Annotated in this window: 27 protein-coding genes and 1 tRNA gene; 13 read left to right on the top strand and 15 right to left on the bottom strand. The window is 66.2% G+C overall.

The window, feature by feature from the left end:
• The first annotated feature begins 217 nt into the window (after positions 1–217).
• The gene (locus tag MUK72_RS13075; protein ID WP_004055628.1) at positions 218–382 is read left to right on the top strand and encodes an FmdB family zinc ribbon protein; all 165 of its coding nucleotides are present in this window, start codon (positions 218–220) and stop codon (positions 380–382) included.
• On the opposite strand, the gene MUK72_RS13070 is transcribed toward MUK72_RS13075, so the two are convergent.
• Entirely contained in the window at positions 383–1,390 is a 1,008-nt protein-coding gene (locus MUK72_RS13070) for a matrixin family metalloprotease (protein WP_244701662.1), read from the bottom strand.
• A 21-nt stretch (positions 1,391–1,411) separates the two neighbouring features.
• Complete coding sequence (locus MUK72_RS13065) at positions 1,412–1,678, bottom strand: HAH_0734 family protein (protein WP_004055624.1); 267 nt, start codon at positions 1,676–1,678, stop codon at positions 1,412–1,414.
• Positions 1,679–1,817: 139 nt separating this feature from the next.
• Here MUK72_RS13065 and MUK72_RS13060 point away from each other — a divergent pair, with 139 nt between their 5' ends.
• The 5 genes from MUK72_RS13060 to MUK72_RS13040 are packed head-to-tail and all read left to right on the top strand — an operon-like array spanning position 1,818 to position 4,056.
• A complete protein-coding gene (locus tag MUK72_RS13060; protein ID WP_004055622.1) occupies positions 1,818–2,099 on the top strand; it encodes a 50S ribosomal protein L44e in 282 nt (93 codons plus the stop codon).
• 2 nt (positions 2,100–2,101) lie between these two features.
• Positions 2,102–2,314, top strand: coding sequence for a 30S ribosomal protein S27e (locus MUK72_RS13055; RefSeq protein ID WP_244701659.1), 213 nt, complete (start codon positions 2,102–2,104; stop codon positions 2,312–2,314).
• Positions 2,311–3,111 carry a translation initiation factor IF-2 subunit alpha gene (locus MUK72_RS13050; protein WP_004055618.1) on the top strand — a complete coding sequence of 267 codons (801 nt, stop codon included), beginning with the start codon at positions 2,311–2,313 and terminating at the stop codon, positions 3,109–3,111. Before MUK72_RS13055 ends, MUK72_RS13050 begins: the two co-directional genes overlap by 4 nt.
• A 9-nt stretch (positions 3,112–3,120) precedes the next feature.
• Entirely contained in the window at positions 3,121–3,303 is a 183-nt protein-coding gene (locus tag MUK72_RS13045) for an RNA-protein complex protein Nop10 (protein ID WP_004055616.1), read from the top strand.
• A 3-nt stretch (positions 3,304–3,306) separates the two neighbouring features.
• Positions 3,307–4,056 carry a proteasome assembly chaperone family protein gene (locus MUK72_RS13040; protein WP_244701656.1) on the top strand — a complete coding sequence of 250 codons (750 nt, stop codon included), beginning with the start codon at positions 3,307–3,309 and terminating at the stop codon, positions 4,054–4,056.
• Here the strand turns inward: MUK72_RS13040 and MUK72_RS13035 are convergent.
• Positions 4,053–4,415 (bottom strand): DUF555 domain-containing protein, encoded by a 363-nt coding sequence (locus tag MUK72_RS13035; RefSeq protein WP_004055597.1) that lies wholly within the window; start codon positions 4,413–4,415, stop codon positions 4,053–4,055. The two genes, MUK72_RS13040 and MUK72_RS13035, sit on opposite strands and share 4 nt — an antisense overlap.
• Before the next feature lie 254 nt (positions 4,416–4,669).
• Here MUK72_RS13035 and MUK72_RS13030 point away from each other — a divergent pair, with 254 nt between their 5' ends.
• From MUK72_RS13030 to MUK72_RS13020, 3 genes are all read left to right on the top strand, one after another.
• Complete coding sequence (locus MUK72_RS13030; protein ID WP_004055595.1) at positions 4,670–4,843, top strand: hypothetical protein; 174 nt, start codon at positions 4,670–4,672, stop codon at positions 4,841–4,843.
• A 48-nt stretch (positions 4,844–4,891) separates the two neighbouring features.
• Positions 4,892–5,605 (top strand): archaeal proteasome endopeptidase complex subunit beta, encoded by a 714-nt coding sequence (gene psmB, locus MUK72_RS13025; RefSeq protein ID WP_244701652.1) that lies wholly within the window; start codon positions 4,892–4,894, stop codon positions 5,603–5,605.
• 476 nt (positions 5,606–6,081) lie between these two features.
• Positions 6,082–6,624: a CBS domain-containing protein gene (locus tag MUK72_RS13020; RefSeq protein ID WP_244701637.1), complete on the top strand. Its 543-nt coding sequence runs from the start codon at positions 6,082–6,084 to the stop codon at positions 6,622–6,624.
• A 30-nt stretch (positions 6,625–6,654) separates the two neighbouring features.
• Here the strand turns inward: MUK72_RS13020 and purM are convergent, their stop codons facing one another.
• The 5 genes from purM to MUK72_RS12995 form a co-directional block, all read right to left on the bottom strand.
• A complete protein-coding gene (gene purM, locus MUK72_RS13015) occupies positions 6,655–7,626 on the bottom strand; it encodes a phosphoribosylformylglycinamidine cyclo-ligase (RefSeq protein ID WP_244701623.1) in 972 nt (323 codons plus the stop codon).
• Positions 7,627–7,688: 62 nt separating this feature from the next.
• A complete protein-coding gene (locus MUK72_RS13010) occupies positions 7,689–8,315 on the bottom strand; it encodes a zinc metalloprotease (protein WP_244701620.1) in 627 nt (208 codons plus the stop codon).
• Positions 8,312–9,805, bottom strand: coding sequence for a TraB/GumN family protein (locus MUK72_RS13005; protein WP_244701617.1), 1,494 nt, complete (start codon positions 9,803–9,805; stop codon positions 8,312–8,314). The genes MUK72_RS13010 and MUK72_RS13005 overlap by 4 nt, the downstream gene beginning before the upstream one ends.
• Positions 9,806–9,865: 60 nt before the next feature.
• Positions 9,866–10,306 (bottom strand): acyl-CoA thioesterase, encoded by a 441-nt coding sequence (locus MUK72_RS13000; protein ID WP_244701615.1) that lies wholly within the window; start codon positions 10,304–10,306, stop codon positions 9,866–9,868.
• A 43-nt stretch (positions 10,307–10,349) separates the two neighbouring features.
• Positions 10,350–11,651 (bottom strand): M28 family peptidase, encoded by a 1,302-nt coding sequence (locus tag MUK72_RS12995; RefSeq protein WP_244701613.1) that lies wholly within the window; start codon positions 11,649–11,651, stop codon positions 10,350–10,352.
• Between the two features lie 88 nt (positions 11,652–11,739).
• Here MUK72_RS12995 and MUK72_RS12990 point away from each other — a divergent pair, with 88 nt between their 5' ends.
• Entirely contained in the window at positions 11,740–12,804 is a 1,065-nt protein-coding gene (locus MUK72_RS12990) for a polyprenyl synthetase family protein (protein WP_244701611.1), read from the top strand.
• 355 nt (positions 12,805–13,159) lie between these two features.
• Here MUK72_RS12990 and MUK72_RS12985 read toward each other — a convergent pair.
• A tRNA-Leu gene (locus MUK72_RS12985) sits at positions 13,160–13,244 on the bottom strand.
• A 123-nt stretch (positions 13,245–13,367) separates the two neighbouring features.
• Between MUK72_RS12985 and MUK72_RS12980 the strand changes: the two genes are divergently transcribed.
• The gene (locus tag MUK72_RS12980; RefSeq protein WP_244701609.1) at positions 13,368–14,183 is read left to right on the top strand and encodes an alpha/beta fold hydrolase; all 816 of its coding nucleotides are present in this window, start codon (positions 13,368–13,370) and stop codon (positions 14,181–14,183) included.
• Here the strand turns inward: MUK72_RS12980 and purF are convergent, their stop codons facing one another.
• Genes purF through MUK72_RS12960 form a run of 4 tightly spaced genes read right to left on the bottom strand, consistent with a single transcriptional unit; the run spans position 14,184 to position 17,121 of the window.
• Positions 14,184–15,605: an amidophosphoribosyltransferase gene (gene purF, locus MUK72_RS12975; protein ID WP_244701608.1), complete on the bottom strand. Its 1,422-nt coding sequence runs from the start codon at positions 15,603–15,605 to the stop codon at positions 14,184–14,186.
• Positions 15,605–15,778: a 50S ribosomal protein L37e gene (locus MUK72_RS12970; RefSeq protein ID WP_004055580.1), complete on the bottom strand. Its 174-nt coding sequence runs from the start codon at positions 15,776–15,778 to the stop codon at positions 15,605–15,607. The genes purF and MUK72_RS12970 overlap by 1 nt, the downstream gene beginning before the upstream one ends.
• A complete protein-coding gene (locus tag MUK72_RS12965) occupies positions 15,775–16,011 on the bottom strand; it encodes an LSM domain-containing protein (RefSeq protein WP_244701606.1) in 237 nt (78 codons plus the stop codon). The genes MUK72_RS12970 and MUK72_RS12965 overlap by 4 nt, the downstream gene beginning before the upstream one ends.
• A gap of 51 nt (positions 16,012–16,062) precedes the next feature.
• On the bottom strand, positions 16,063–17,121 hold the full coding sequence (locus MUK72_RS12960) for a M20/M25/M40 family metallo-hydrolase (protein WP_244701604.1): 1,059 nt from the start codon (positions 17,119–17,121) through the stop codon (positions 16,063–16,065).
• Between the two features lie 95 nt (positions 17,122–17,216).
• Here MUK72_RS12960 and MUK72_RS12955 point away from each other — a divergent pair, with 95 nt between their 5' ends.
• Positions 17,217–17,660 carry a hypothetical protein gene (locus MUK72_RS12955; RefSeq protein WP_244701602.1) on the top strand — a complete coding sequence of 148 codons (444 nt, stop codon included), beginning with the start codon at positions 17,217–17,219 and terminating at the stop codon, positions 17,658–17,660.
• Positions 17,661–17,698: 38 nt separating this feature from the next.
• Positions 17,699–18,652, top strand: coding sequence for a zinc-dependent metalloprotease (locus MUK72_RS12950; protein ID WP_244701600.1), 954 nt, complete (start codon positions 17,699–17,701; stop codon positions 18,650–18,652).
• On the opposite strand, the gene MUK72_RS12945 is transcribed toward MUK72_RS12950, so the two are convergent.
• Entirely contained in the window at positions 18,649–18,858 is a 210-nt protein-coding gene (locus MUK72_RS12945; protein WP_004055575.1) for a hypothetical protein, read from the bottom strand. The genes MUK72_RS12950 and MUK72_RS12945 overlap by 4 nt on opposite strands.
• Complete coding sequence (locus MUK72_RS12940) at positions 18,858–19,229, bottom strand: nuclear transport factor 2 family protein (protein WP_244701598.1); 372 nt, start codon at positions 19,227–19,229, stop codon at positions 18,858–18,860. Before MUK72_RS12940 ends, MUK72_RS12945 begins: the two co-directional genes overlap by 1 nt.
• Positions 19,230–19,238 lie beyond the last annotated feature (9 nt).

Below are 19,238 nucleotides of genomic sequence, written 5' to 3'. Positions count from 1 at the left end.
CGTGACTGGCGCGGGTAGCCATCGCGGCTGCCTCGTGTGAGTGGTGACGGGGGAAAGAAAGAGGGTGTAGGGAGCGGGGAGTGGGAAGCCACGATAACGGCCACGAACGGCTCGATGACGAGGGAATGACGATCTATATCAATTGGACAAGTGATGTGACGAATCAGACAAAGTATTTACCGCTTGTGGCCGATGGTCGAACGGGAGTGGCCTGCGGATGAGCTATTTCGATCGACTCAACCGGTACATCGGACGGGAGGACGGCGAGGCGACCGAATACGTCTGCCGCGACTGTGCTTCGGGCTTCGACGAACGCTGGCAGGTCTGTCCGGAGTGCGGGAGCTACTCGGTTCGGCGGCGCGAGTGGGGCTCGTTGCGGTAGCTAGCGCCACCAGTCGCCCCGACGCTCGTCGTGACCCGTCGTTTCGCGCAGCACCGGCGGGTAGGCCGATTCGTTTTCGATGCCGAAGCCGAGCGCGAGCCAGCGCGCGACGTGCCAGCCGACGGCGTCGGCATCGAGACCGCTGTAGACGATCTCCAGGCGCGTGTACGTTTCGAGCGCGCCGTCGCCGTCGCTGTCGCTACCGAAGACCGAGCCACACGAGCCCGCGCCGGGGCCACAGGGCGAGCGCTCGGCGGGACGGATCACGACGTCGGCGTTCTCGAAGCGAGAGACGACGCGAAAGGAGACGTTTTTCGGGACGTGGCCCTCCGCACCGCGGTCGTAGTAGTCGAGCGCGTGATCGATCCCCTCGCGCTCGGCCGCCGAGACGTCGTCGGTGACGAAGACGGAGAGGGTCGAATCGTTCCACGCGAGCGCGCGCTCGCTGGCGTTCGGTTTCGGCAGGCTCGTCAGCGTCGTGTGCGTCGCCATCAGCTCGCGCGGCGGGTCGCCGTGGCCGAGTCCGAGCGCGTGACCGAACTCGTGTTCGAGCACGCGCACCGTCGAGTTCGCCGAGAGGTTGTCGAGCGCGCGCACCCCGACCGTCTCGCCGGTCTGTGACGGCGACGTGATCTCGGGCGCGCAGCCGGCGGCGCTCTCGACCTCGCCACAGCGGTCGATCCGCGGTACGAACGACACACGGATGTCGGGATCGCTCTCGTTCGCGACGAACGTGACGTTCACCGAGTAGTTCAGATAGCGCTCGCCCCGTGTCTCCCAGTAGTCGGCGGCGTCGGCGACCAGCGGCGCGAACGATCGCTCGGAGTCGGTGGCCGTGACGGCCACGGTGATGTTTCGGTCGCCGTAGGGGTTGTCGGGATCGCCCGCGTAGCCGGCGAGGCCGTCGGGCAGCGAGCGCTCGCTGAGACCGATACAGCCGGCCGAGAGGACGAGCGTGGCGACGACGAGCACCGACAGAACGGTCGTCCGGCGGTTCGTCCCTCTCACGCTTGGTTCACGGGCGCGCGCTCAGATGGTGAGTTCGCCCTTGCGCTGGAGCACCTCGACGGATTCGGCGTCGACGGCCTCGACGTCGAGATGCATCGGGATGAACTGGCGGCGCTCGTAGGCTTCGGTCTCGTCTTCCGTGCCGACGGTACACCACAGCTGCGGGCGGTCGGGGCCGTGCCACTCGCCCTGCTTGCTGATGCCGAAACAGACGAGCTCCTCGCCGTCGTGTTCGATGATACCCCCTTTCCGGACGTCGGGGTCGCCGTGGATGATGAGCCGCTTCATGGCTGAACGTCAGCCGACACGAACCTAAGCGCTTCGGACGGCCGCGAACGATTTCCTGCGGATGCGACGGCCGCACGTTCGACCGCCCGCCAGACCAAACGGGTTTTATCCGCCCGCCCGTTATCGACGCGCAGTAGCTATGCAGATACCACGCCGGTTCAACACGTACTGTCCGAACTGTCACGAACATCACGAACACGAGGTCGAGAAGGTTCGCAGCGGTCGCGAGACCGGGATGAAGTGGATCGATCGACAGCGCGAGCGGGGCACGTCGGTCATCGGCAACGCCGGCAAGTTCTCGAAGGTGCCGGGTGGGGACAAACCCACGAAGAAGACGAACCTCAAATACCGCTGTGGCGAGTGCGGCAACGCCCACCTGCGCGAGGGCTGGCGTGCCGGCCGCGTCGAATTTCAGGAGTAATCATGCCCGGGAACTTCTACACCGTCCGCTGTCCGGATTGCGAGAACGAACAGGCCGTCTTCGGCAAGGCCGCGAGCACGGTCCCGTGTGCGGTCTGTGGGACGACGCTCGCCACGCCCACGAGCGGCAAGGCCGTCTTCGAGGGCGAAGTCCTCGACACCGTCGAGCGCCGCGAACGGACCGACACCATTGCGGGTGAATCAGAGGCCCAATGAAATACAGCGGCTGGCCGGATCCGAGCGAACTGGTGGTCGGAAAGGTCGACGAGATCGCCGACTTCGGCGTGTTCGTCGATCTCTCCGAATACGAGGACAAACGCGGGCTCGTCCACATCTCCGAGGTCGCCTCGGGCTGGATCAAGAACGTCCGCGATCACGTGAGCGTCGGTCAAACTGTGGTCGCCAAGGTGCTCGACGTCGACGAGGGCTCCCAGCAGATCGATCTCTCGCTCAAGGACGTCAACGATCACCAGCGCTCGGAGAAAGTCCGCGAGTGGAAATCCGAACAGAAGGCCGACAACTGGATGACGATCGCCTTCGGCGAGGAGATCTCCGACGAGCAGTACGCCACCGTGGCCAACGAGTTCCTCGCTGCGTTCGGCTCGCTGTACGACGGGTTCGAGGAGGCCGCCATCCACGGCACGGAGGCGCTCACCGACACCGATCTCTCGGACGAGGAGATCGACGCCATCGTCCAGACCGCCCGCGAGAACGTCTCGGTGCCGTACGTGACGGTCTCTGGCTACGTCGATCTGGAAAGTCCCGATAGCGCCGGCGTCGACGTCATCCGTGACGCGCTCCACGCCGCCGAGGGCAACGGCGATCTCCCCGAGGAGGTCGACCTCGACGTCACCTACGTCGGCTCGCCCGAGTATCGCATCCGCGTGCAGGCACCCGATTACAAGATCGCCGAGCGGGAGCTCGAAGCCAGCGCCGACCGCGCGGCGGCCAACATCGGCGATCACGGTGGCACCGCCGAGTTCCACCGCGAACGCCGTAGCGACGACGAGTAACCCGTCGCGATGAAGGCGGCTATTCGTCTCTGTGAAGCGTGGGAGTCGACCCACGACCGACCGATCTACACCCTCAGTGCTACCTGTCCCGACTGCGGCGGTCCGGCGGTCAACAGCGCGCCAGCGCCCTACAACCCTGAGGACCCATATGGCGAGTACCGACGCGCTCTTAAGCGCCGCGACGCGGATTGAGCCATGGACGAATTCGACGTCGAGACGCTCGCGGAGCCGGCGCTGACCGATCCGGTGCTCGTCGAAGGGTTGCCCGGCGTGGGTCACGTCGGCAAGCTCGTCGCCGAACACCTTCTGGAGGAGCTCGACAGCGAGCTCGTCGCACGGGTCTATTCGGAACACTTCCCGCCGCAGGTGAACATCGAGGACGGTCGTGCGAAACTCGCGTCGGCCGAGCTTCACGCCATCGAGGCCGATGGGCGGGATCTGCTCGTGCTCACCGGCGATCATCAGGCCCAGGACGCCGCCGGCCACTACCGGATGACGGATCTCTTCCTCGACCTCGCGACCGATCACGGGGCCGAGCGGGTGTTCGCGCTCGGCGGCGTGCCGACGGGCGAGTTGATCGACGAGTACGGCGTCATCGGAGCCGCGACGACCGACGATCTCGCCGAGGAGCTCGAAGCCGACGGCGTGGAGTTCCGCGAGGGCGAACCCGCCGGTGGGATCGTCGGCGTCTCCGGCCTGCTGCTCGGGCTGGGCGAGCGCCGCGACCTGCCGGCGGCGTGTCTGATGGGCGAAACCAGTGGCTATCTCGTCGATCCCAAGAGCGCGCGGGCAGTACTCGAAGTCCTCGAGGAACTCGTCGGCTTCGAGGTCGGCTTCGAGTCGCTCGAAGAGCGTGCCGACGAGATGGAGGAGGTCGTCCAGAAGATCCAACAGATGGAACAGGGCCAGCAGGCCACCGACGACGACCTCCGGTATATCGGTTAGTTCTCTTCGTCTTCGACGTCGTGTTCGATGACCTCGACGATATCGAGGGGCACGTCTCTGAGCGCGCCGCCGACCTCGCTTTTGGCGATGCGCTGGGCGTGTTCGCGGCCGTCGGCGTTGAACACCTCGATTTCGAGTACCAGACCCACGAGTGCCGTGCCCGCGGCGACGAACGCCGAGTCGAACGGTTCGCCACAGGCCGGACAGCCGGTCGCGCCGACGTCGACCTCGACGTAGGACTTGTCCTCGTCGTTCAGTCGCTTGCCGGCCTCGCTGACCGCGACGCCGATGGCGTCGTCGATGCTTTCGACGTCACGGACCAACCACGCCGCCTCCATCGCAACGAGATAATCTGCCATGCGTTACGCTGGGTCCCCAACGTGTCGTACCTTGTGGTTTCCCGCGCACGTGAACGCGAACTCATCGATAGGTTATGCCGACGAACGTTCTGGGTCGTCGATCGCCCCGCCCTCTATCGGCGCGTTCGCGCTCCGAGTTGCATCCGACTCAAATACGGTTTAATCGCACGACTGCGGCGGTGTGTGTTCGTTTGTCGTTCACGATTCTGGTGCGATACAGTTATATACTCGGTCGAGTACCCCTCGTCGAGGACATGAAAGCACGACTGCACCGCGCGTCCCTGTTCGCCGCGTATCAGACTGTGCTGCTGTTGGGTATCGTCACGTTCCCGCTCGCGCTGGCCGCCGAACGCGCCGGCCTCTCGCTGCCGATCGGCCGGCTCGTCGAGCGTCTCGGCGAGGCGTACGAGCGCGCGAGCGAGGAGTAGGAGTTCTGAAGGACTGGTCTTTTAAGCATCCGGCGAGTACACGGAGCAATGCCTGACCTACCAGACGGTCCGGAGTTGGAGCAACCCGGGCGACAGGCGACCGACGACATCTACGGTCCGGAGCTTGGCTCGCTGCCGAGTCCCGACATGGACGACGCCGAGATCACCAAGACCGGGACGACGACCGTCGGGATCACGACCACCGACGGCGTCGTGCTCGCCACCGATCGTCGGGCGAGCGCGGGCAACCTCGTCGCAAGCAAGCGCGCCAAGAAGATCGCCGAGATCCACCCCCGTGGTGCGCTCACGATCTCGGGGGCGGTGAGCGCGGCACAGGCGCTCATCAGCAACCTCCAGGCGGAGGTCGATCTCTACGAGGCCCGTCGTGGCGAGGAGATGAGCATGCAGGCGCTCTCGACGCTCACCTCGAACTTCCTGCGCAGTGGTGCCTTCTACATCGTCCAGCCGATCCTCGGCGGCGTCGACGAGGAGGGGTCTCACATCTACAGCATCGACCCCGCTGGCAGCGTCATGGAAGAAGAGTATGACGCGACCGGCTCCGGCTCGCCGTTCGCCTATGGTGTGCTCGAACAGCAGTACGAGGACGGTCTGAGCAACGACGAGGCCATAACCGTCGCCGCGCGCGCAGTCAAAAGCGCCGTCGAGCGCGATACCGCTAGCGGCAACGGCATCATCATCTCCGAGATCACCGAGGACGGCGTCGAGATCGAAGAGCACGACGACATCGAGCAGCTTCTCTGAGGCCACAGCTTTTTGCCGGTCGCAACTGCCGAGCGGTCGCTGTAGCGATTGTGGCTGCGGTTGCGGAACAGTGGCGGTGCGGTTGTGGTTCCTGGCGTCTCGGCGAGTGAAACGAGCCGAGGCTCAGGAGAGCTGCTCTCCTGGCGGATGAAGTGCGAGACTGTGAGCGAAGCGAACAGTTGAGGGCTTCTGCGGTGCTGTGCGGTCCTGCGGAGCGGTCGCGGTAGGAATCGTGTCCGCGCGAACGAAGCGAGGTTCGACCAGAGGGAGAACCTCGGAAGCGAACGGTGAACGGAGTGAACCGTGGCAGTGAGCGTGGTTCGCCGCGAACGAGGCCGCAGGCCGAGTGAGCGGGAGTTTTTGGTCCAGATTTTTGGACGGGGTTTGAGGCGAGCGAACGAAGTGAGCGAGCCGAGGACGCCGTCTAAAAAGGTGGGGTCCGCAATCCTTTTGATTACCCACGGTTATCAGCGTGCATGGAGCTGCCGACGCCGGAGGATCTGCGCGAGCATCGGAATCGCGTCGGACTCACACAGAGTGCGCTCGCCGACCGCGCCGAGGTCTCACAGCCGCTCATCGCGCGCATCGAGAGCGGCGACGTCGATCCGCGGCTGTCGACGCTGCGGCGTATCGTGACGTCGCTCGACGCTGCCGAGGGTGGGATTCGGCGTGCGCACGATCTGATGCACACGTCGGTGATCGCCATCGCGCCCGACGACAGCGTTCGGGAGGCGATCGATCGGATGGGTGAGGAGGGCTATTCGCAGCTGCCGGTGGTCCACGACGGCTATCCGGTGGGGGTCATCTCGAACGGTGACGTCCGGCGAGCGTCCTCCGAGAACGCGGCCGAACTCCCCGTCGCGGACGTGATGCGCGAGTCGATCACGACCGTGGCTCCGGAAGCGACGCTCGATACGGTCGATACACATCTCGACCACCACGACGCCGTCATCGTCGTCGAGAGCGGACAGATGCTCGGTATCATCACCGAAGCCGACGTGGCGGCTCACCTGTCCTAACGATTACTGCTACCCACGCTACTCCGTCGTTCAGTCGAGTTCTAGTCCGTTGATGGCGACGCCCGTCCCCTCGGTGACGCGACCGACGACTTCCCCGTCCGTCGCGTCGGCGAGCGCGGCGGCGTCGTCGGGGGCGAGCGCCGCGACGAACCCCATCCCCATGTTGAAGGTTCGATAGAGCTCCTCGTCCGCCACTCCTCCCTGGTCGGCGACGAACTCGAAGACCGATGGGATGGGGAGCGGGTCCGTGATCTCGTAGCGGTGGGGACCCATTCGCTCAAGATTGGTCCAGCCACCGCCGGTGACGTGAGCCGCAGCGTGCGTGTCGTGGGCGTGCAGTGGGAGCCCGGTGTAGATTCTGGTGGGTTCGAGAAGGACCTCGCCGACCGTCTTCTCGGAATCGGGGAACGGGTCGTCGTAGCTTCCCGCGCGTGTCGCGGCCTCGCGCGCGAGCGTCAGCCCGTTCGAGTGGATACCCGAGGAGGGGATGCCGACGAGTGCGTCGCCAACCTCTGCCTCTGCGAAGAGATCGCTTTCGTCGGCGAGCCCCGCACAGGTTCCGGCGATGTCGAGCCCGCGGATCACCTCCGGCATAACTGCGGTCTCGCCGCCGACCAGCGCCACGTCCGCGCGTTCGGCCCCCGTCGCGAGCCCTGCACCGAGTTCGGCGGCGGTCCCTTCGTCGGGCTCGTCGACTGCGAGGTAGTCGACGAACGCCACCGGCTCGACTCCGGCGGCCACGAGGTCGTTGGCGTTCATCGCGATGCAGTCGATGCCCACCGTGGAGTAGTCGTCGACGGCCTCGGCGACGAGCAGTTTGGTGCCGACGCCGTCGGTCGCGAGCGCGAGATACTGGCCACCGATGTCGATCAGTCCGGCGTAGTCACCCTCGCCGTCCTCGTCGTCAACCGCCCCCACGAGCGCCGCCGTCGCGGCCTCGCTCGCGCCGATATCGACGCCCGCCCCAGCGTACGTGAGTCCCTCGTCCGCGTCGTCGGTCATGGCGAAAGCGCCGGCGGAGGCGGACAAAAGCCCGTCGGTGAGGGGGCGAGCGGCTCGTCGGCTCAGAGGCCGATACCGAACGTCAGGAAGACCGCGACCGCCGAACCGGCGCTCACGACGAAGGCGATCGCGAAGACGACGACGCTCCAGGAGAGCACCGTGCGCCCGTCGAGTGGTCCGAACGGGAGCATGTTGAATCCGGCCAGGAGAAGGTTGATGCCGACGCCGAACGTGCCGACCGTGCCGAGGAAGCCGGTGGCGAACAGCGCGAGCGCCGCGAACCCGAGCGCGAGAGCGAGGTTCGTCACCGGGCCGGCGAGCGCGATGAGCCCGTTCTGTCGCTTCGTGATGCGCCCGCGGTGGTAGACCGCGCCGGGTGCGGCGAACAGGAAGCCGGCGAAAGCGCTCGCCACGGCCAGGAAGAGCATGCCGTAGTCGGCCCGGAACTGGGCGACCTGGCCGAACCGCTGGGCGACGAGTTTGTGCGCGAGTTCGTGGAGGAGAAAGCCGATGCCGGCGGTGAGCATGCTGAGCGCGAACGAGCGGAAGACGGGTCCCGACAGCAGCAGATCGACGTCGCCGGCGAGAAGGATCTGCCGAAGCGGCGGGGTGAAAAAGAGCGCGAACGCTACCCCCAATGCGATCCACGCGATCGCGAGATCGGCGAGTTCGCGCCGGCCGAATCTCACGTGAGCGCCCCCCAGATGAGGTCGGCGCTGTTCTCGGCTCCCTGTATCATCAGGTCGACGACGCCGTCGACGCCGCCGACGCCCGCCGCGAGTATCGGGAGGACGATGGCCGCGAACAGGAAGCTCGCCACGATGGAGCCGACGTTGGTGAGCGCGACGATCGCGATGAGTCGGAAGAGGGCGACCTCACGGAGACGCTCCCAGAGTTCGCCGAGCGGGCTTTCCTCGTCGCTCAGGATCTCGTTCAGGGTGTTGATGTCGCCGACGTTGACGTCGAGATAGCGGAGTTCGACGTAGCCGGCGAACCAGCCCGGGGCCAGCAGTGGGTTGACGCTCGTGAGCCACGCGACCGCGCCGCCGACGAGCGCGCTCGTCCAGTGTGCGCCGCCGAGTCTGGCGAGCACGGTGGCGAAGACGCCGTTGACGAGAAACCACGCGCCGAACAGTTTGAGAAGGAAGCCGTTGCGCGCGCCGGCCATCGCCAGCAGGATGAAGAAGACGAGAAAGCCGAGCGTGAACAGGTAGCCGACGAGTTTGTACGGCGAGAACCGTCGGCCGCTCTCGTGGCCGACCAGCGAGTCCATCGGCGGGAGCGCCCCCGGCTCGCGGAGGTAGCGTTCGATGCCCTCGCGATGGCCGGCACCGACGACCGCGACGACCCGATGGCCCTGCTCGCGGAGCGCCACCAGCCGGTGGGCGATGAACGCGTCCCGTTCGTCGATAAGTGCCTCCGCGCCGCCTGGCGAGAAGGCACGAAATTCTTCGAGCATGGTGCTCACAACATCGGTATCGGTCATGTCCTCGATGTCGAACTCCTCGGCCTCCTCTTCCTCGGGGACGCTCCAGACGAACGCCGCGGTGAGGATTGTTCCGAGGACGAGCCCGGAGAGGATCGCCACCGCCAGGAAGTCAGCCACCGCGACGACGAGTCCGGGAACGGCGGCCGTCGCCGGCAGTACGAGCGGGCCGACGAACGCCTCGATCGGGATGGCGAGGAAGGCTCCGAGCGCGATCCCGATCCCCATGCCGACCGCAAGCGGCGAGGCGAACCCGAGCGGGAGGCTCAACAGCATGCTGAGTTTCTCGCCGGCGGTCATCCGTGCCCAGAACCGCTGGATCGTCATCTGGATGTCGCGATCGACGAGCGCGACGTTCGAGCCGAACTCCTCTGCGGTTTCGACGGCTGCGAGCATGTCCGCCCCGGGATTGATGTCGAACTCGTCGCCGAGGCGGGTCTGCACATAGGAGAGCATCCAGTAGGCGAGAAACTGAAAGACCGTGTTGCCGCGGAGGAGATCGCCCGCAGACAGATCGTCGGGCTGTTCGCCCTTGAGCTGGCGAAAGCGACCCTCGTCGAGTTCGACCGCCACGACGTCCGGGCGCTCCTCGGCGATGGTGCGCTCGACCTCGCCGACGCTCTCGGGGGAGACGTGGGCCGTCCCGACGACGCGGACGCTTCCCTCGTCCGTCGTCGCCGTCGAATCGCTCATTACGACGTGGACGAACTGGCCTTCCTTACCCCTGTCGGGATGGACCGCCGGGTTCCCGTGCTATCCGTCCTTCTCGTCGAGCGCGGCGTCCTGGAGGCGCTTTCCTTCCTCGGAATCGACGGTGAGCTCGGGCACCGGCGTCGGATTTCCGTCCTCGTCGATGGCGACGTAGACGAAGTACGAGTCGGTGGTCTTCTCGCGCTCCCCGCTGGTGATGTCCTCGCGGTAGGTCTGGAGGCGCACGTGGACGCTCGTCCGGCCGGCCTGATAGACGTAGGATTCGATGAGCGCGACGTCGCCCACACGGATGGGGCGCTCGAAGTCGACCTGATTGATCCGTGCTGTGACACAGGAGTTGCCCGCGAACCGCATCGCGCTCATCGCGCCGATCTCGTCCATCCACTTCATCACGTTGCCACCGTGGACGCTCTGGAGGTTGTTCGCGTGGTTGGGCTGGACCATCTCCCGGTTCTCGATGTAGGTCGATCGCAGATCAGTCATATCGGTTCTTCGCGCGCAGCGGAATGAGCCTGCTGTATCTCCCTCAGTACGGCCACTCGCCGGTGACTTTCATCCCGGCGGCCTCGCCTTCGGCTTCGAGCGCGGCCGCGATCTCGTCGGGGTCGGCGCGGGAAACCGTGAATTCGTCGTCGGCGAGCGAGACGGCGAGTTCGGTGAGGAGGATCGCCTGCTCGCGGAACGTGCGCGAGTCGAGTTTGTCGAGCGTGTCGGCGTGGGTGTGGCCCCAGCCGCGGTCCGGCCCTGTGTCGCTTTTGACGTGATAGCTCGGCACGCCCCAGCGGACGAACGGCCAGTGATCGCTGTGGGGGCCCTGTTTCGGCACCGTCTTCATCGGGTGATCGAAGCGCTCGCCGACCCCCTCGGCGACCGTCGCCAGTTTGTCGAAACCGTGCGTCAGCAGCGCCAGCGTGCGCCCAGCGACGACGCCGTCGTTGTTGAGGATCGCCTTCACCGAATCGAGATCGGTCTCCGCGGCCAGATACTCCGAGCCACACAGCCCGACCTCCTCGGCACCGAACGCGACAAATTCTACCGTGGTATCGAGCTCGTCCTCCCGCTCGGCGAGCGCACGGGCGAGTTCGACGACAATCGCCGTGCCCGCGCCGTTGTCCATCGCGCCCTCAGCGATGTCGTGGGCGTCGACGTGGCTCGTCACGAGTACTCGTTCGTCGCTCTGCGATCCGAGCTCGGCGTGAACGTTCTGACTCGTCGCGTCGTGAATATCGGCCTCGACTTCGACGCTCACCTGCTTTCGGTCGTATCGCCGACCGAGGCGCGTGCCGATCTCCTTCGAGACGCCGACGGCCGGGATCTCGCCGATCGGGCCGTCGGCACCAGCGACGCTCCCCGTGGGTGGGAGCTGGCCGGGAACGTGATTGCGGAAGACGAACGCCGCTGCCCCGCCAGCGACCGCGCGGTGGTACTTCTCGCTGCGATGGACGAACCGGTCGTGGTGGTCGGGCACGTCGCTCGCGACCATCACGATCTCGCCCTCGATGTCGTGATCAGTGAAATCCTCGGGGAGACCGTAGCCGAGATCGACGAGTTCACCCGTCACGTCCGCGCTCGGGCTTCGCGGGAGTGCGATGCAGGCGGCGTCGGCATCATTTGTGCGGATCGTGCTCTCGCCGCGCGTCCAGCCCTGGATATCGAACTGCTCCAGTCGTGCGTTCCGCGCGCCGGCGTCGGCGAGTGCGTCGCGAGTGGCTTCGGCGGCCCAGCGCTCGCCCTCGCTGCCGGCCATGCGGTTGCCGATGTCGACGAGCGTTTCGAGGTGGTTCCAACCAGCGTCGCTCGTGAACGTCTCGCCGATCCAGTCGTGCATGGGATAGCTGCCGGCGAGCGCGTGCTAAGCGTTTCGTCTTCGCGGGTGAGAGCGAGCCTTTTTAGCTCGTCCCCGACCCGTTCGGTGTATGCGCGACGTGCTCGCGGCGTGGCGGCCGGTCATCGACGAGGAGATCGAGCGGCTGCTGCCACGCGAGACCGGTGCCGACTACGCGACGTCGTTCTTCGGCCCACCGACCTACGACTACGACGCGACGGCGATCCAGCACGCACTCTCCGATCCCGTCTGGGCGCTGCTCGATCGCGGTGGCAAGCGCTGGCGTGCGGTCGTCTGCTGTCTGCTCATCGAGGGGTTCGGTGCCGACCCGCACGACTATCTGCCCTACGCCTGCATTCCGGAAATTCTCCACAACGGGACGATCATCGTCGACGACGTCGAGGACGGTGCGACGATGCGCCGCGGCGAATCGGCGCTCCACCACGAGTTCGGAACCGACGTCGCACTCAACGCCGGCAACGCGATGTACTTCTTTCCGCTCAAAATCGTCTCGCGCGATCCCGCCGACCTCGCGGCCGAGACGCGCCTCGCGATCTACGAGATGCTGATGCACGAGCTGAATCGGACGCATCTCGGTCAGGGGATGGACATCCACTGGCACAACCAGCAGGCAATCGAGATCTCCGAGAAACAGTATCTCGAAATGTGTGCGTGCAAGACCGGCTGTCTCGGGCGCATCGTCGCCCGGCTGGCCACGATCCTCACCGACCAGCCCGAGGAGGTCGAACATCACGCCGCACGCTACGCCGAACTGATGTCGATCGCCTTCCAGATCGGCGACGACATCCTGGACGTCGAGACCGCCACCGAGGCCGGCGGCGCGTTCGGCAAAGGGGTCGGCAACGACGTCCGCGAAGGCAAGAAGACGCTGATGGCGATCCACGCCGCCCGCGAGGCCGACCCCGAGCGTGCCGCCAGACTCGAAGAACTGCTCTGGGCCGACGAGAACAGCACCGAGGAAATCGCCGAGGTCATCGCCATCTTCGAGGAAACCGACAGCGTCGCCTACGCCCGCGAGTGCGCCCTCGATATCGCCGCCGAGGCACGCGACCATCTCGCCGAACTCGATCTCGCCGACGAACCCGCCGAAAACCTCGCCGATTTCACCCGATTTGTCGTCGAACGCGATGTTTGAGACGGCTGCTGCGGCTGTGGTGGTGCTGTGCGGCTTGCGGTCTTGGTGTCTCGGCGAGTGGAACGAGCCGAGGCTCAGGCGAGTATGCTCTCCTGGCGGATGAAGGGCGAACGAGCGGACCGGAGTTCTCGTGAGCCGAAGGCGAACGAGAGCACGGAAGAGCTTCGCTCTTCCGGAGGGAGCGAATGAGGGCTTCTGTGGTGCTGTGCGGTCTGCGGTTGCTATAGGTATCGAACCGCGAACGAGCGCAGCGAGTGAGCGGGCCGAGGAACCCCCGAAGGGGGTGACGCTGGCTTTTGGTCCAGATTTTGCCAGCGAAGCGAGCGCTAGCGAGCGAAGCGCAGCAAAAGGTGGATGCGTGGGACCGGATTTGAACCGGCGGACCTCTACAGGACAGCGCCCTCAACGCTGCGCCGTTGGCCTAGCTTGGCTACCCACGCGCGAGTCGTTGGTATCGCCCGGCCCAATAAAAGCGCTTCCATCTCACCGCTCCCTGTCGGACGATTGCACGTCCCCGGAGCACACGCGCCTAGCTATAAGCCGCCCGCAGCCGTGTCATTGTCATGCCTGAATCGAGCGAGACGGCGACCGAGCGATACCGACTGCGCCCGGAGACGGTCGTGACCGATCGTGGCGAAGGGCCGGCGATCGTCTTCGCGCACGGGACACTGATGGATCGGACGATGTACGACCCGCAGATCGACGCCCTCAGCGACGATTACCGGACGGTGGCCTACGATCTCCGGGCGCGCACCGACCAGTGCGCGACCGAGTACGATCTCTACGATCTGGCCGATGACGCCGACGCCCTGACCGACGCGCTCGATATCGACACGTTCGTCCTCTGTGGGATGTCGATGGGCGGGTTCATGGCGCTGCGCTTTGCCAAGCGCTATCCCGAGCAGTTGGCGGGTGTCGTCCTCATCGACGCCATCGCCGAACCCCACACTGACGAGGAGCGCGAGCAGTACCGACAGATGGCCGCACAGATCCGCGCGGACGGTGCGTTCGCCGATCATCTGGTCGACGTCGCGAAAAACCAGCTGTTCGGCGCGACGACGCTGGAGGAAAATCCCGGTCTCGTCGAGCACTGGACCGAGCGCTGGCGGACCTACCCGCCGGAGGGGTTCTATCGGGAGATGCACTCGTGGCTCGATCGGCCGGATTTCACCGGCGAACTGTCGGCCATCGACGTGCCCGTGCTCTCGGTCCACGGCGCGGAGGACGTCTCGCTCGAACCCGAACGCACCGAATCGATGCTCGACGCACTTCCGAACGCTCGCCAGGAACTGATTCCCAAGGCTGGCCACAGCTCGAACACGGAAAACCCGGAGGCGGCGACCGCGGCCATCCGGTCGTTTCTCGAAGACGTCTACTGATCAGTCGCCGATGACCGGTCGGCTGACGGCGCGGTCGGTTTCCTCGCCGTCGATATCGTAGGGGTACTCGCCGGTTACACAGCCCATACAGAGGTCCTCGCGCGCCGTGTCGAGCGCGTCGGCGATCGATGCGGGCGAGAGATAGCCGAGGCTGTCGGCACCGATCACCTCCCGGACCTCCTCGACGGTCTTCCCGGCGGCGATGAGCTCGTCGCGACTCGCCATGTCGATGCCCATGTAGCAGGGCGCGACGATTGGCGGCGAGCCGATGCGGAGATGGACCTCCGCGGCACCGACGTCGTGGAGCAGTTCGACCAGTTGTGTCGAGGTCGTCCCGCGGACGATCGAATCGTCGATGAGCGTGACGGTCTTGCCCTCGACGGTCGATTTGATCGGGTTGAGTTTGAGCCGGACGGCGCGCTCGCGCTCGTCCTGGCTCGGCATGATGAACGTACGGCCGACGTACCGGTTTTTCATCAGTCCCTCGGCGAACTCGACGCTGCCGTCGTCCTCGTTGGCGGCCTCGGCGTAGCCCGAGGCGAAGGCCCGTCCCGAGTCGGGGACGGGCATCACGACGTCGGTGTCGATGCCGTTCTCGGCCCAGAGTCCGCGGCCGAGCTCGCGGCGCGCCTCGTAAACGAGCTTGCCGTCGACGGTCGAGTCGGGTCTGGCGAAGTAGACGTGTTCGAAGAAACAGCGCGCGGTGTTGTCGGGGTCGGTGAGTCGGTGGCTCTCGTAGCCCGTGCCGTCGGGATCGAGCACGACCAGTTCGCCCGGTTCCACGTCCCTGATGAGCTCGCCGTCGAGCGCATCGATGGCGGCGCTCTCGCTGGCGAGCACGTAGCCGTCGTCGAGCTCGCCGAGACAGAGCGGTCGATTCCCTTGCGGATCCCTGAGCCCGAGCACGCGGTCGTCGTGCATCACCGCCAGCGAGTACGAGCCGTGGACCGTGGCCATCGTCTCCTCGACGGCGGTCACGAGATCCGCGTCGAGGAGGTTGCGCGCGAGGTCGTGGGCGATGACCTCGGTGTCGCCATCGGAGGTGAAGGCGTGGCCCATTCCGGCGAGCTCATCGCGGAGCGCACCCGCATTGACGAGGTTGCCGTTGTGCGAGAGGCCGAGCGAGCCGCTCTTGAACGAGACCGAGAACGGCTGTGCGCAGGCGGTATCGACGCTGCCGGCGGTCGGATAGCGGACGTGACCGATCCCGTTCGACCCGTTGAGTTCGGCGATGTCGTCGGGATCGAAGGCGTCGCCGACCAGCCCCATCTCGACGTGGGAGTGCTGCTGGAAGCCGTCGTGGGTGATGATGCCCGCCGACTCCTGACCGCGGTGCTGGAGGGCGTACAGCGCGTAGTAAAGGGGGCGGGCGGCGGCGCGGTCGGAAAGTGAGACGCCGACGACGCCGCACTTCTCGTCCATTACTCGCCGGCTTTCTCCTGCCACTCGTAGTCGCGCCGTTTGGCGGACTTCCCGAAGCCACAGGACGAACAGACCTTCTTCGTCTTGTGGTAGGAGGCCTCGCCACAGCGGCGACATTTCACGTGAACGGTCTTGTTCTTCTTCCCTTGGGACGACGTTCCGCCGGATGTCATGGTGTTATCGAGACGACGTTGTCGCCGCGGATAATCGTTGTGCTCTCGACCGTCTCCGTCGTTCCGTCCTCGCTGGTCCCCGAATCGGAGTCGTCACCGGTGGGCTCGAGCACGACGTTCAGATGCTGGTCGTAGCCGCCGAGCTCGCCCGTGTAGGTCGCGCCGTCCTTCAGCCGGACGGCGACGCCGTCGCCGAGGTTCGCTTCGAGTACGTCGAGGGGGCGTCCACTCATACGGCCCACTCGCCGGGTTGCGCTCTTAAACGTACCGACCGGCGTACGGCCCTATATCTCGACGGCGAACGTGTCGTCGGCCTCGACATCGGCCGCGAACGCGCCGAGCAGGTCGGCAAGCGCGTCGAGATCGTCGGTGTCGATGACCTCGACGGGGGTGTGCATGTAGCGGTTCGGCAAGCCGAGATTGAGCGACGGAATGCCGCCGCGCTCGGTGAAGATGGCGTCGGCGTCGGTGCCCGTCCGCGAACCCGTCGCCTGGAGCTGGGTCGCGATGTCGGCCGCGTCCGCGCTCTCGCGCAGCGCGTCGACCAGAGCGAGGTGGTTCGCCCCACCGCGGGCAATGACCGGTCCGTCGCCGAGTTCGACGCCCGTACTGCGGTTGCCGGGCGTCCCTGGATCGTCGGTCGCGTGGGTGACGTCGACGACGATCGCCGCGTCGGGCGCGAGCTCGAAACCGATCATCTTCGCCCCCTGCAGGCCGACTTCCTCCTGGACGGTGCTCACGGCGTAGACCGTCGCGTCGACATCGGCCTCGCTTGCGCGGCGTAGCCCCTCGGCGGCGGCCCACGTGCCGATACGGTTGTCCATGCCACGGGCGGCGAGCCGGCTGTCGTCGAGCTCGCTGATCGTGCTCTCGATCGTGATCGGATCGCCGACCGCGATCAGTTCTCGTGCGCGCTCCTCGTCCGCGACGCCGATGTCGACGTGTTGGTCCTCGATCTCGGCAGTCTCGTGGTCATCGCGGAGGTGGATCGCCGTCTGGCCGATGACGCCCTCGATCGGGTCGTCGGCGGCGTGGATCGTGACGTGTTGGCCGCGCGAGACGGTCTTGTCGGCACCGCCGATGGCTCCGATCCTGATGAACCCCTCACCGTCGATGTCGCGCACGACGAACCCGATCTCGTCGGCGTGGCCGGTCAGCGCGACGGTCGGTGCATCGCTCGCTCCTTCCAGGACGGCGATGGCGTTGCCGTACGAATCGGTTCGCACTTCATCCGCGAACTCGCTCACGTAGTCGATCCAGACGCGCTGGCCGCGGGTCTCGAAACCCGACGGGCTCGGCGTCGTGAGCAGTTCATCCAGAAACGTACGTTGTCGGTCGTTCACGGTCGCCGTACTGCTTCGAGGCTGATGAAGTTCCCGCCACGCTGCCGGCACTCGAAGCCCAAACGAATAAGGTGGCTCGCAGCGAACTCGTCGGCATGGCAGACAACTTGACCCTGCTCGAACTCCACCTGCACGCCGAGGACAACGAGTTCACGAGCGATCTGGAGCTCACGTCGGACGTCGGCGATCTCGTCCGCGACCGACTCGGCTTCGGCGAAACCGACGACGAGCAGTCGTCGTTCGCCGAGACCGACTTCGGCAGCGAATCGGATTCGTCCGAGGTGGGTTCGACGGAGGCGAGTTCGACCGAGGCCAGCGCCGACGGCGGCAACACGGTACAGGTCGGCGAAGGAGACGAGGACGAGCACGGTGCCGTCGTCGAGATCGACGAGACCGTCGCCGACGAGGACGACGAGTCGGGCGGTCGCAGCAAGACGCGGACGTTGCTCAAACTGCTCGTGCTCGCCGGCGTCGTCATGCTCGTCCGGCGCTATCTCGGCGGTGACGACGAGTTCGAGAACGAGTTCGAAGAGCTGTAAGGCAAAGCGCTTTGACCGGTCGGTACGTCGTTTCTCCCGTGACCCTCTCCGATAGCGTTCGTGCAATCACGACGGCCTCCGGCGACGGCCTCATCGACTGGAGAGCCGTCACCGAGGCCGCAACGGCCGCCGTCGATCCTGGCGAACTCTCGCTTTCGGCGGCGGAACGCGACGGCTACGCACGGGACGTCCGCGACGCGCGCACACGCGTCAGCGAGGTCGCGGGCGTCGACTTCGACGTGCCGGACACCATCGAGGTGCAGAACCGCCACCATTGGATCGACGCCAACACGGCCACCTTCGAGCGCGTACTGGGAACGCTCGAAACGACCGGCCCCGGGCTGGCCGGATTCGCACGCGTGCTCAACACCGGTTCGATGAGCGTCGCGCTCGCCTTCCTCGCCAACAACGTGCTCGGCCAGTACGATCCCCTCCTGCTCGCCGAATCGCCGACCGAGTCGCACGCGCTGTATTTCGTCCAGCCGAACATCGCCCGCGTCGCCGACGAACTCGACGTTGCCGAGGAGCGCTTCCGCCGCTGGATCGCCTTCCACGAGGTGACACACGCCGCCGAGTTCGGCGCGGCACCGTGGCTGCCCGATCACCTCGAAGCCAGAATGGAGCAAAGCGTCGACGCGCTCGGCGACGGCCGGGTCGACCGCCAGTCGATGCGCGAGCTGAACGCCGCGATGACCGCCGTCGAGGGCTACGCCGAACTGCTGATGGATCGCGCGTTCGACGACGAATACGAGGACCTGCGCGAGAAAGTCGAGGCGCGCCGGCGCGGTCGCGGTCCGATCGCCGCCCTCGTCCGCCGCCTGCTCGGGCTCGGCATGAAGCGCCGTCAGTACGAGCGCGGCAAGGCCTTCTTCGAACACGTCGTCGAGGCGCGCGACATCGAGACGGCGAGCCTCGTCTGGGAGGCTCCCGAAAACCTCCCGAGCGACGACGAACTCGATGCGCCCGAGACGTGGCTCGCGCGTGTCGACTAATCCTCGCGAAGACCGGTCGGAAAGGCGAATGCGACCATGACGATCCCGACGACGAGACCGGCGAGCACCGCGAGCAACACGGCGAGAAGCGACCCACCGCCCTGCAACGCGATGAGACCGCCCGAGAGGCCGACGAGGCAGACGAACGCGAGTTTGAACCGGCGCGAAGCCGTCCGTCGCTCCTCGCGCGTGGTCGGCCCGACCATCAGCTGTCCCCGGGCGCGCTGACGTGCATCCCGACGAACCGCCAGTCGTCGTCCGTCCGGCGGAGTCCACCGCTCCACCGCGTTCGATGGTCGTGGTGTTCGTCGCTCTCGATGTCGTCCCACGCCATCCGCACGTCGTCGGCGAACCAGGCCCACTCCTCTTCCTCCGTGACCCGCAGATCGTGGCTTTCGACGGTCCAGTCCTCGGTCGTGCGCGTCTGCTCGCGGAGTCCCGCGGCGATCCCGTCGGAGCCCTCCAGACGCTCGCCGATACCGAACTTGACGAGTGCGTCGGCGGCGAAGAAGGCTGCGAGCGGCTCGCCGGCACGGAGCGCATCGTAGTACTCCTCGATCGTGGCTTCGGCGCTCATTGTCGGGCG

Source organism: Halococcus dombrowskii, from assembly GCF_022870485.1.
GTDB classification, from domain to species: domain Archaea; phylum Halobacteriota; class Halobacteria; order Halobacteriales; family Halococcaceae; genus Halococcus; species Halococcus morrhuae.
The sequence above is the reverse complement of the archived record's forward strand: the minus strand, read 5'-3'. Positions and strand labels throughout refer to the sequence as shown.

What these genes read in the sequence shown, in the direction of transcription:
- MUK72_RS12955 (WP_244701602.1), top strand. Translation starts at nt 17,217, where the DNA reads ATGGCAGACAACTTGACCCTGCTCGAACTCCACCTGCACGCCGAGGAC.
- MUK72_RS12990 (WP_244701611.1), top strand. Translation starts at nt 11,740, where the DNA reads ATGCGCGACGTGCTCGCGGCGTGGCGGCCGGTCATCGACGAGGAGATC.
- MUK72_RS13040 (WP_244701656.1), top strand. Translation starts at nt 3,307, where the DNA reads ATGGACGAATTCGACGTCGAGACGCTCGCGGAGCCGGCGCTGACCGAT.
- MUK72_RS12995 (WP_244701613.1), bottom strand. Translation starts at nt 11,651, where the DNA reads ATGCACGACTGGATCGGCGAGACGTTCACGAGCGACGCTGGTTGGAAC.
- MUK72_RS13000 (WP_244701615.1), bottom strand. Translation starts at nt 10,306, where the DNA reads ATGACTGATCTGCGATCGACCTACATCGAGAACCGGGAGATGGTCCAG.
- MUK72_RS13075 (WP_004055628.1), top strand. Translation starts at nt 218, where the DNA reads ATGAGCTATTTCGATCGACTCAACCGGTACATCGGACGGGAGGACGGC.
- MUK72_RS13065 (WP_004055624.1), bottom strand. Translation starts at nt 1,678, where the DNA reads ATGAAGCGGCTCATCATCCACGGCGACCCCGACGTCCGGAAAGGGGGT.
- psmB (WP_244701652.1), top strand. Translation starts at nt 4,892, where the DNA reads ATGCCTGACCTACCAGACGGTCCGGAGTTGGAGCAACCCGGGCGACAG.
- MUK72_RS12970 (WP_004055580.1), bottom strand. Translation starts at nt 15,778, where the DNA reads ATGACATCCGGCGGAACGTCGTCCCAAGGGAAGAAGAACAAGACCGTT.
- MUK72_RS13050 (WP_004055618.1), top strand. Translation starts at nt 2,311, where the DNA reads ATGAAATACAGCGGCTGGCCGGATCCGAGCGAACTGGTGGTCGGAAAG.
- MUK72_RS12980 (WP_244701609.1), top strand. Translation starts at nt 13,368, where the DNA reads ATGCCTGAATCGAGCGAGACGGCGACCGAGCGATACCGACTGCGCCCG.
- purF (WP_244701608.1), bottom strand. Translation starts at nt 15,605, where the DNA reads ATGGACGAGAAGTGCGGCGTCGTCGGCGTCTCACTTTCCGACCGCGCC.
- MUK72_RS13035 (WP_004055597.1), bottom strand. Translation starts at nt 4,415, where the DNA reads ATGGCAGATTATCTCGTTGCGATGGAGGCGGCGTGGTTGGTCCGTGAC.
- MUK72_RS13020 (WP_244701637.1), top strand. Translation starts at nt 6,082, where the DNA reads ATGGAGCTGCCGACGCCGGAGGATCTGCGCGAGCATCGGAATCGCGTC.
- MUK72_RS12945 (WP_004055575.1), bottom strand. Translation starts at nt 18,858, where the DNA reads ATGGTCGGGCCGACCACGCGCGAGGAGCGACGGACGGCTTCGCGCCGG.
- MUK72_RS13060 (WP_004055622.1), top strand. Translation starts at nt 1,818, where the DNA reads ATGCAGATACCACGCCGGTTCAACACGTACTGTCCGAACTGTCACGAA.
- MUK72_RS13005 (WP_244701617.1), bottom strand. Translation starts at nt 9,805, where the DNA reads ATGAGCGATTCGACGGCGACGACGGACGAGGGAAGCGTCCGCGTCGTC.
- purM (WP_244701623.1), bottom strand. Translation starts at nt 7,626, where the DNA reads ATGACCGACGACGCGGACGAGGGACTCACGTACGCTGGGGCGGGCGTC.
- MUK72_RS13045 (WP_004055616.1), top strand. Translation starts at nt 3,121, where the DNA reads ATGAAGGCGGCTATTCGTCTCTGTGAAGCGTGGGAGTCGACCCACGAC.
- MUK72_RS12940 (WP_244701598.1), bottom strand. Translation starts at nt 19,229, where the DNA reads ATGAGCGCCGAAGCCACGATCGAGGAGTACTACGATGCGCTCCGTGCC.
- MUK72_RS12965 (WP_244701606.1), bottom strand. Translation starts at nt 16,011, where the DNA reads ATGAGTGGACGCCCCCTCGACGTACTCGAAGCGAACCTCGGCGACGGC.
- MUK72_RS13055 (WP_244701659.1), top strand. Translation starts at nt 2,102, where the DNA reads ATGCCCGGGAACTTCTACACCGTCCGCTGTCCGGATTGCGAGAACGAA.
- MUK72_RS13030 (WP_004055595.1), top strand. Translation starts at nt 4,670, where the DNA reads ATGAAAGCACGACTGCACCGCGCGTCCCTGTTCGCCGCGTATCAGACT.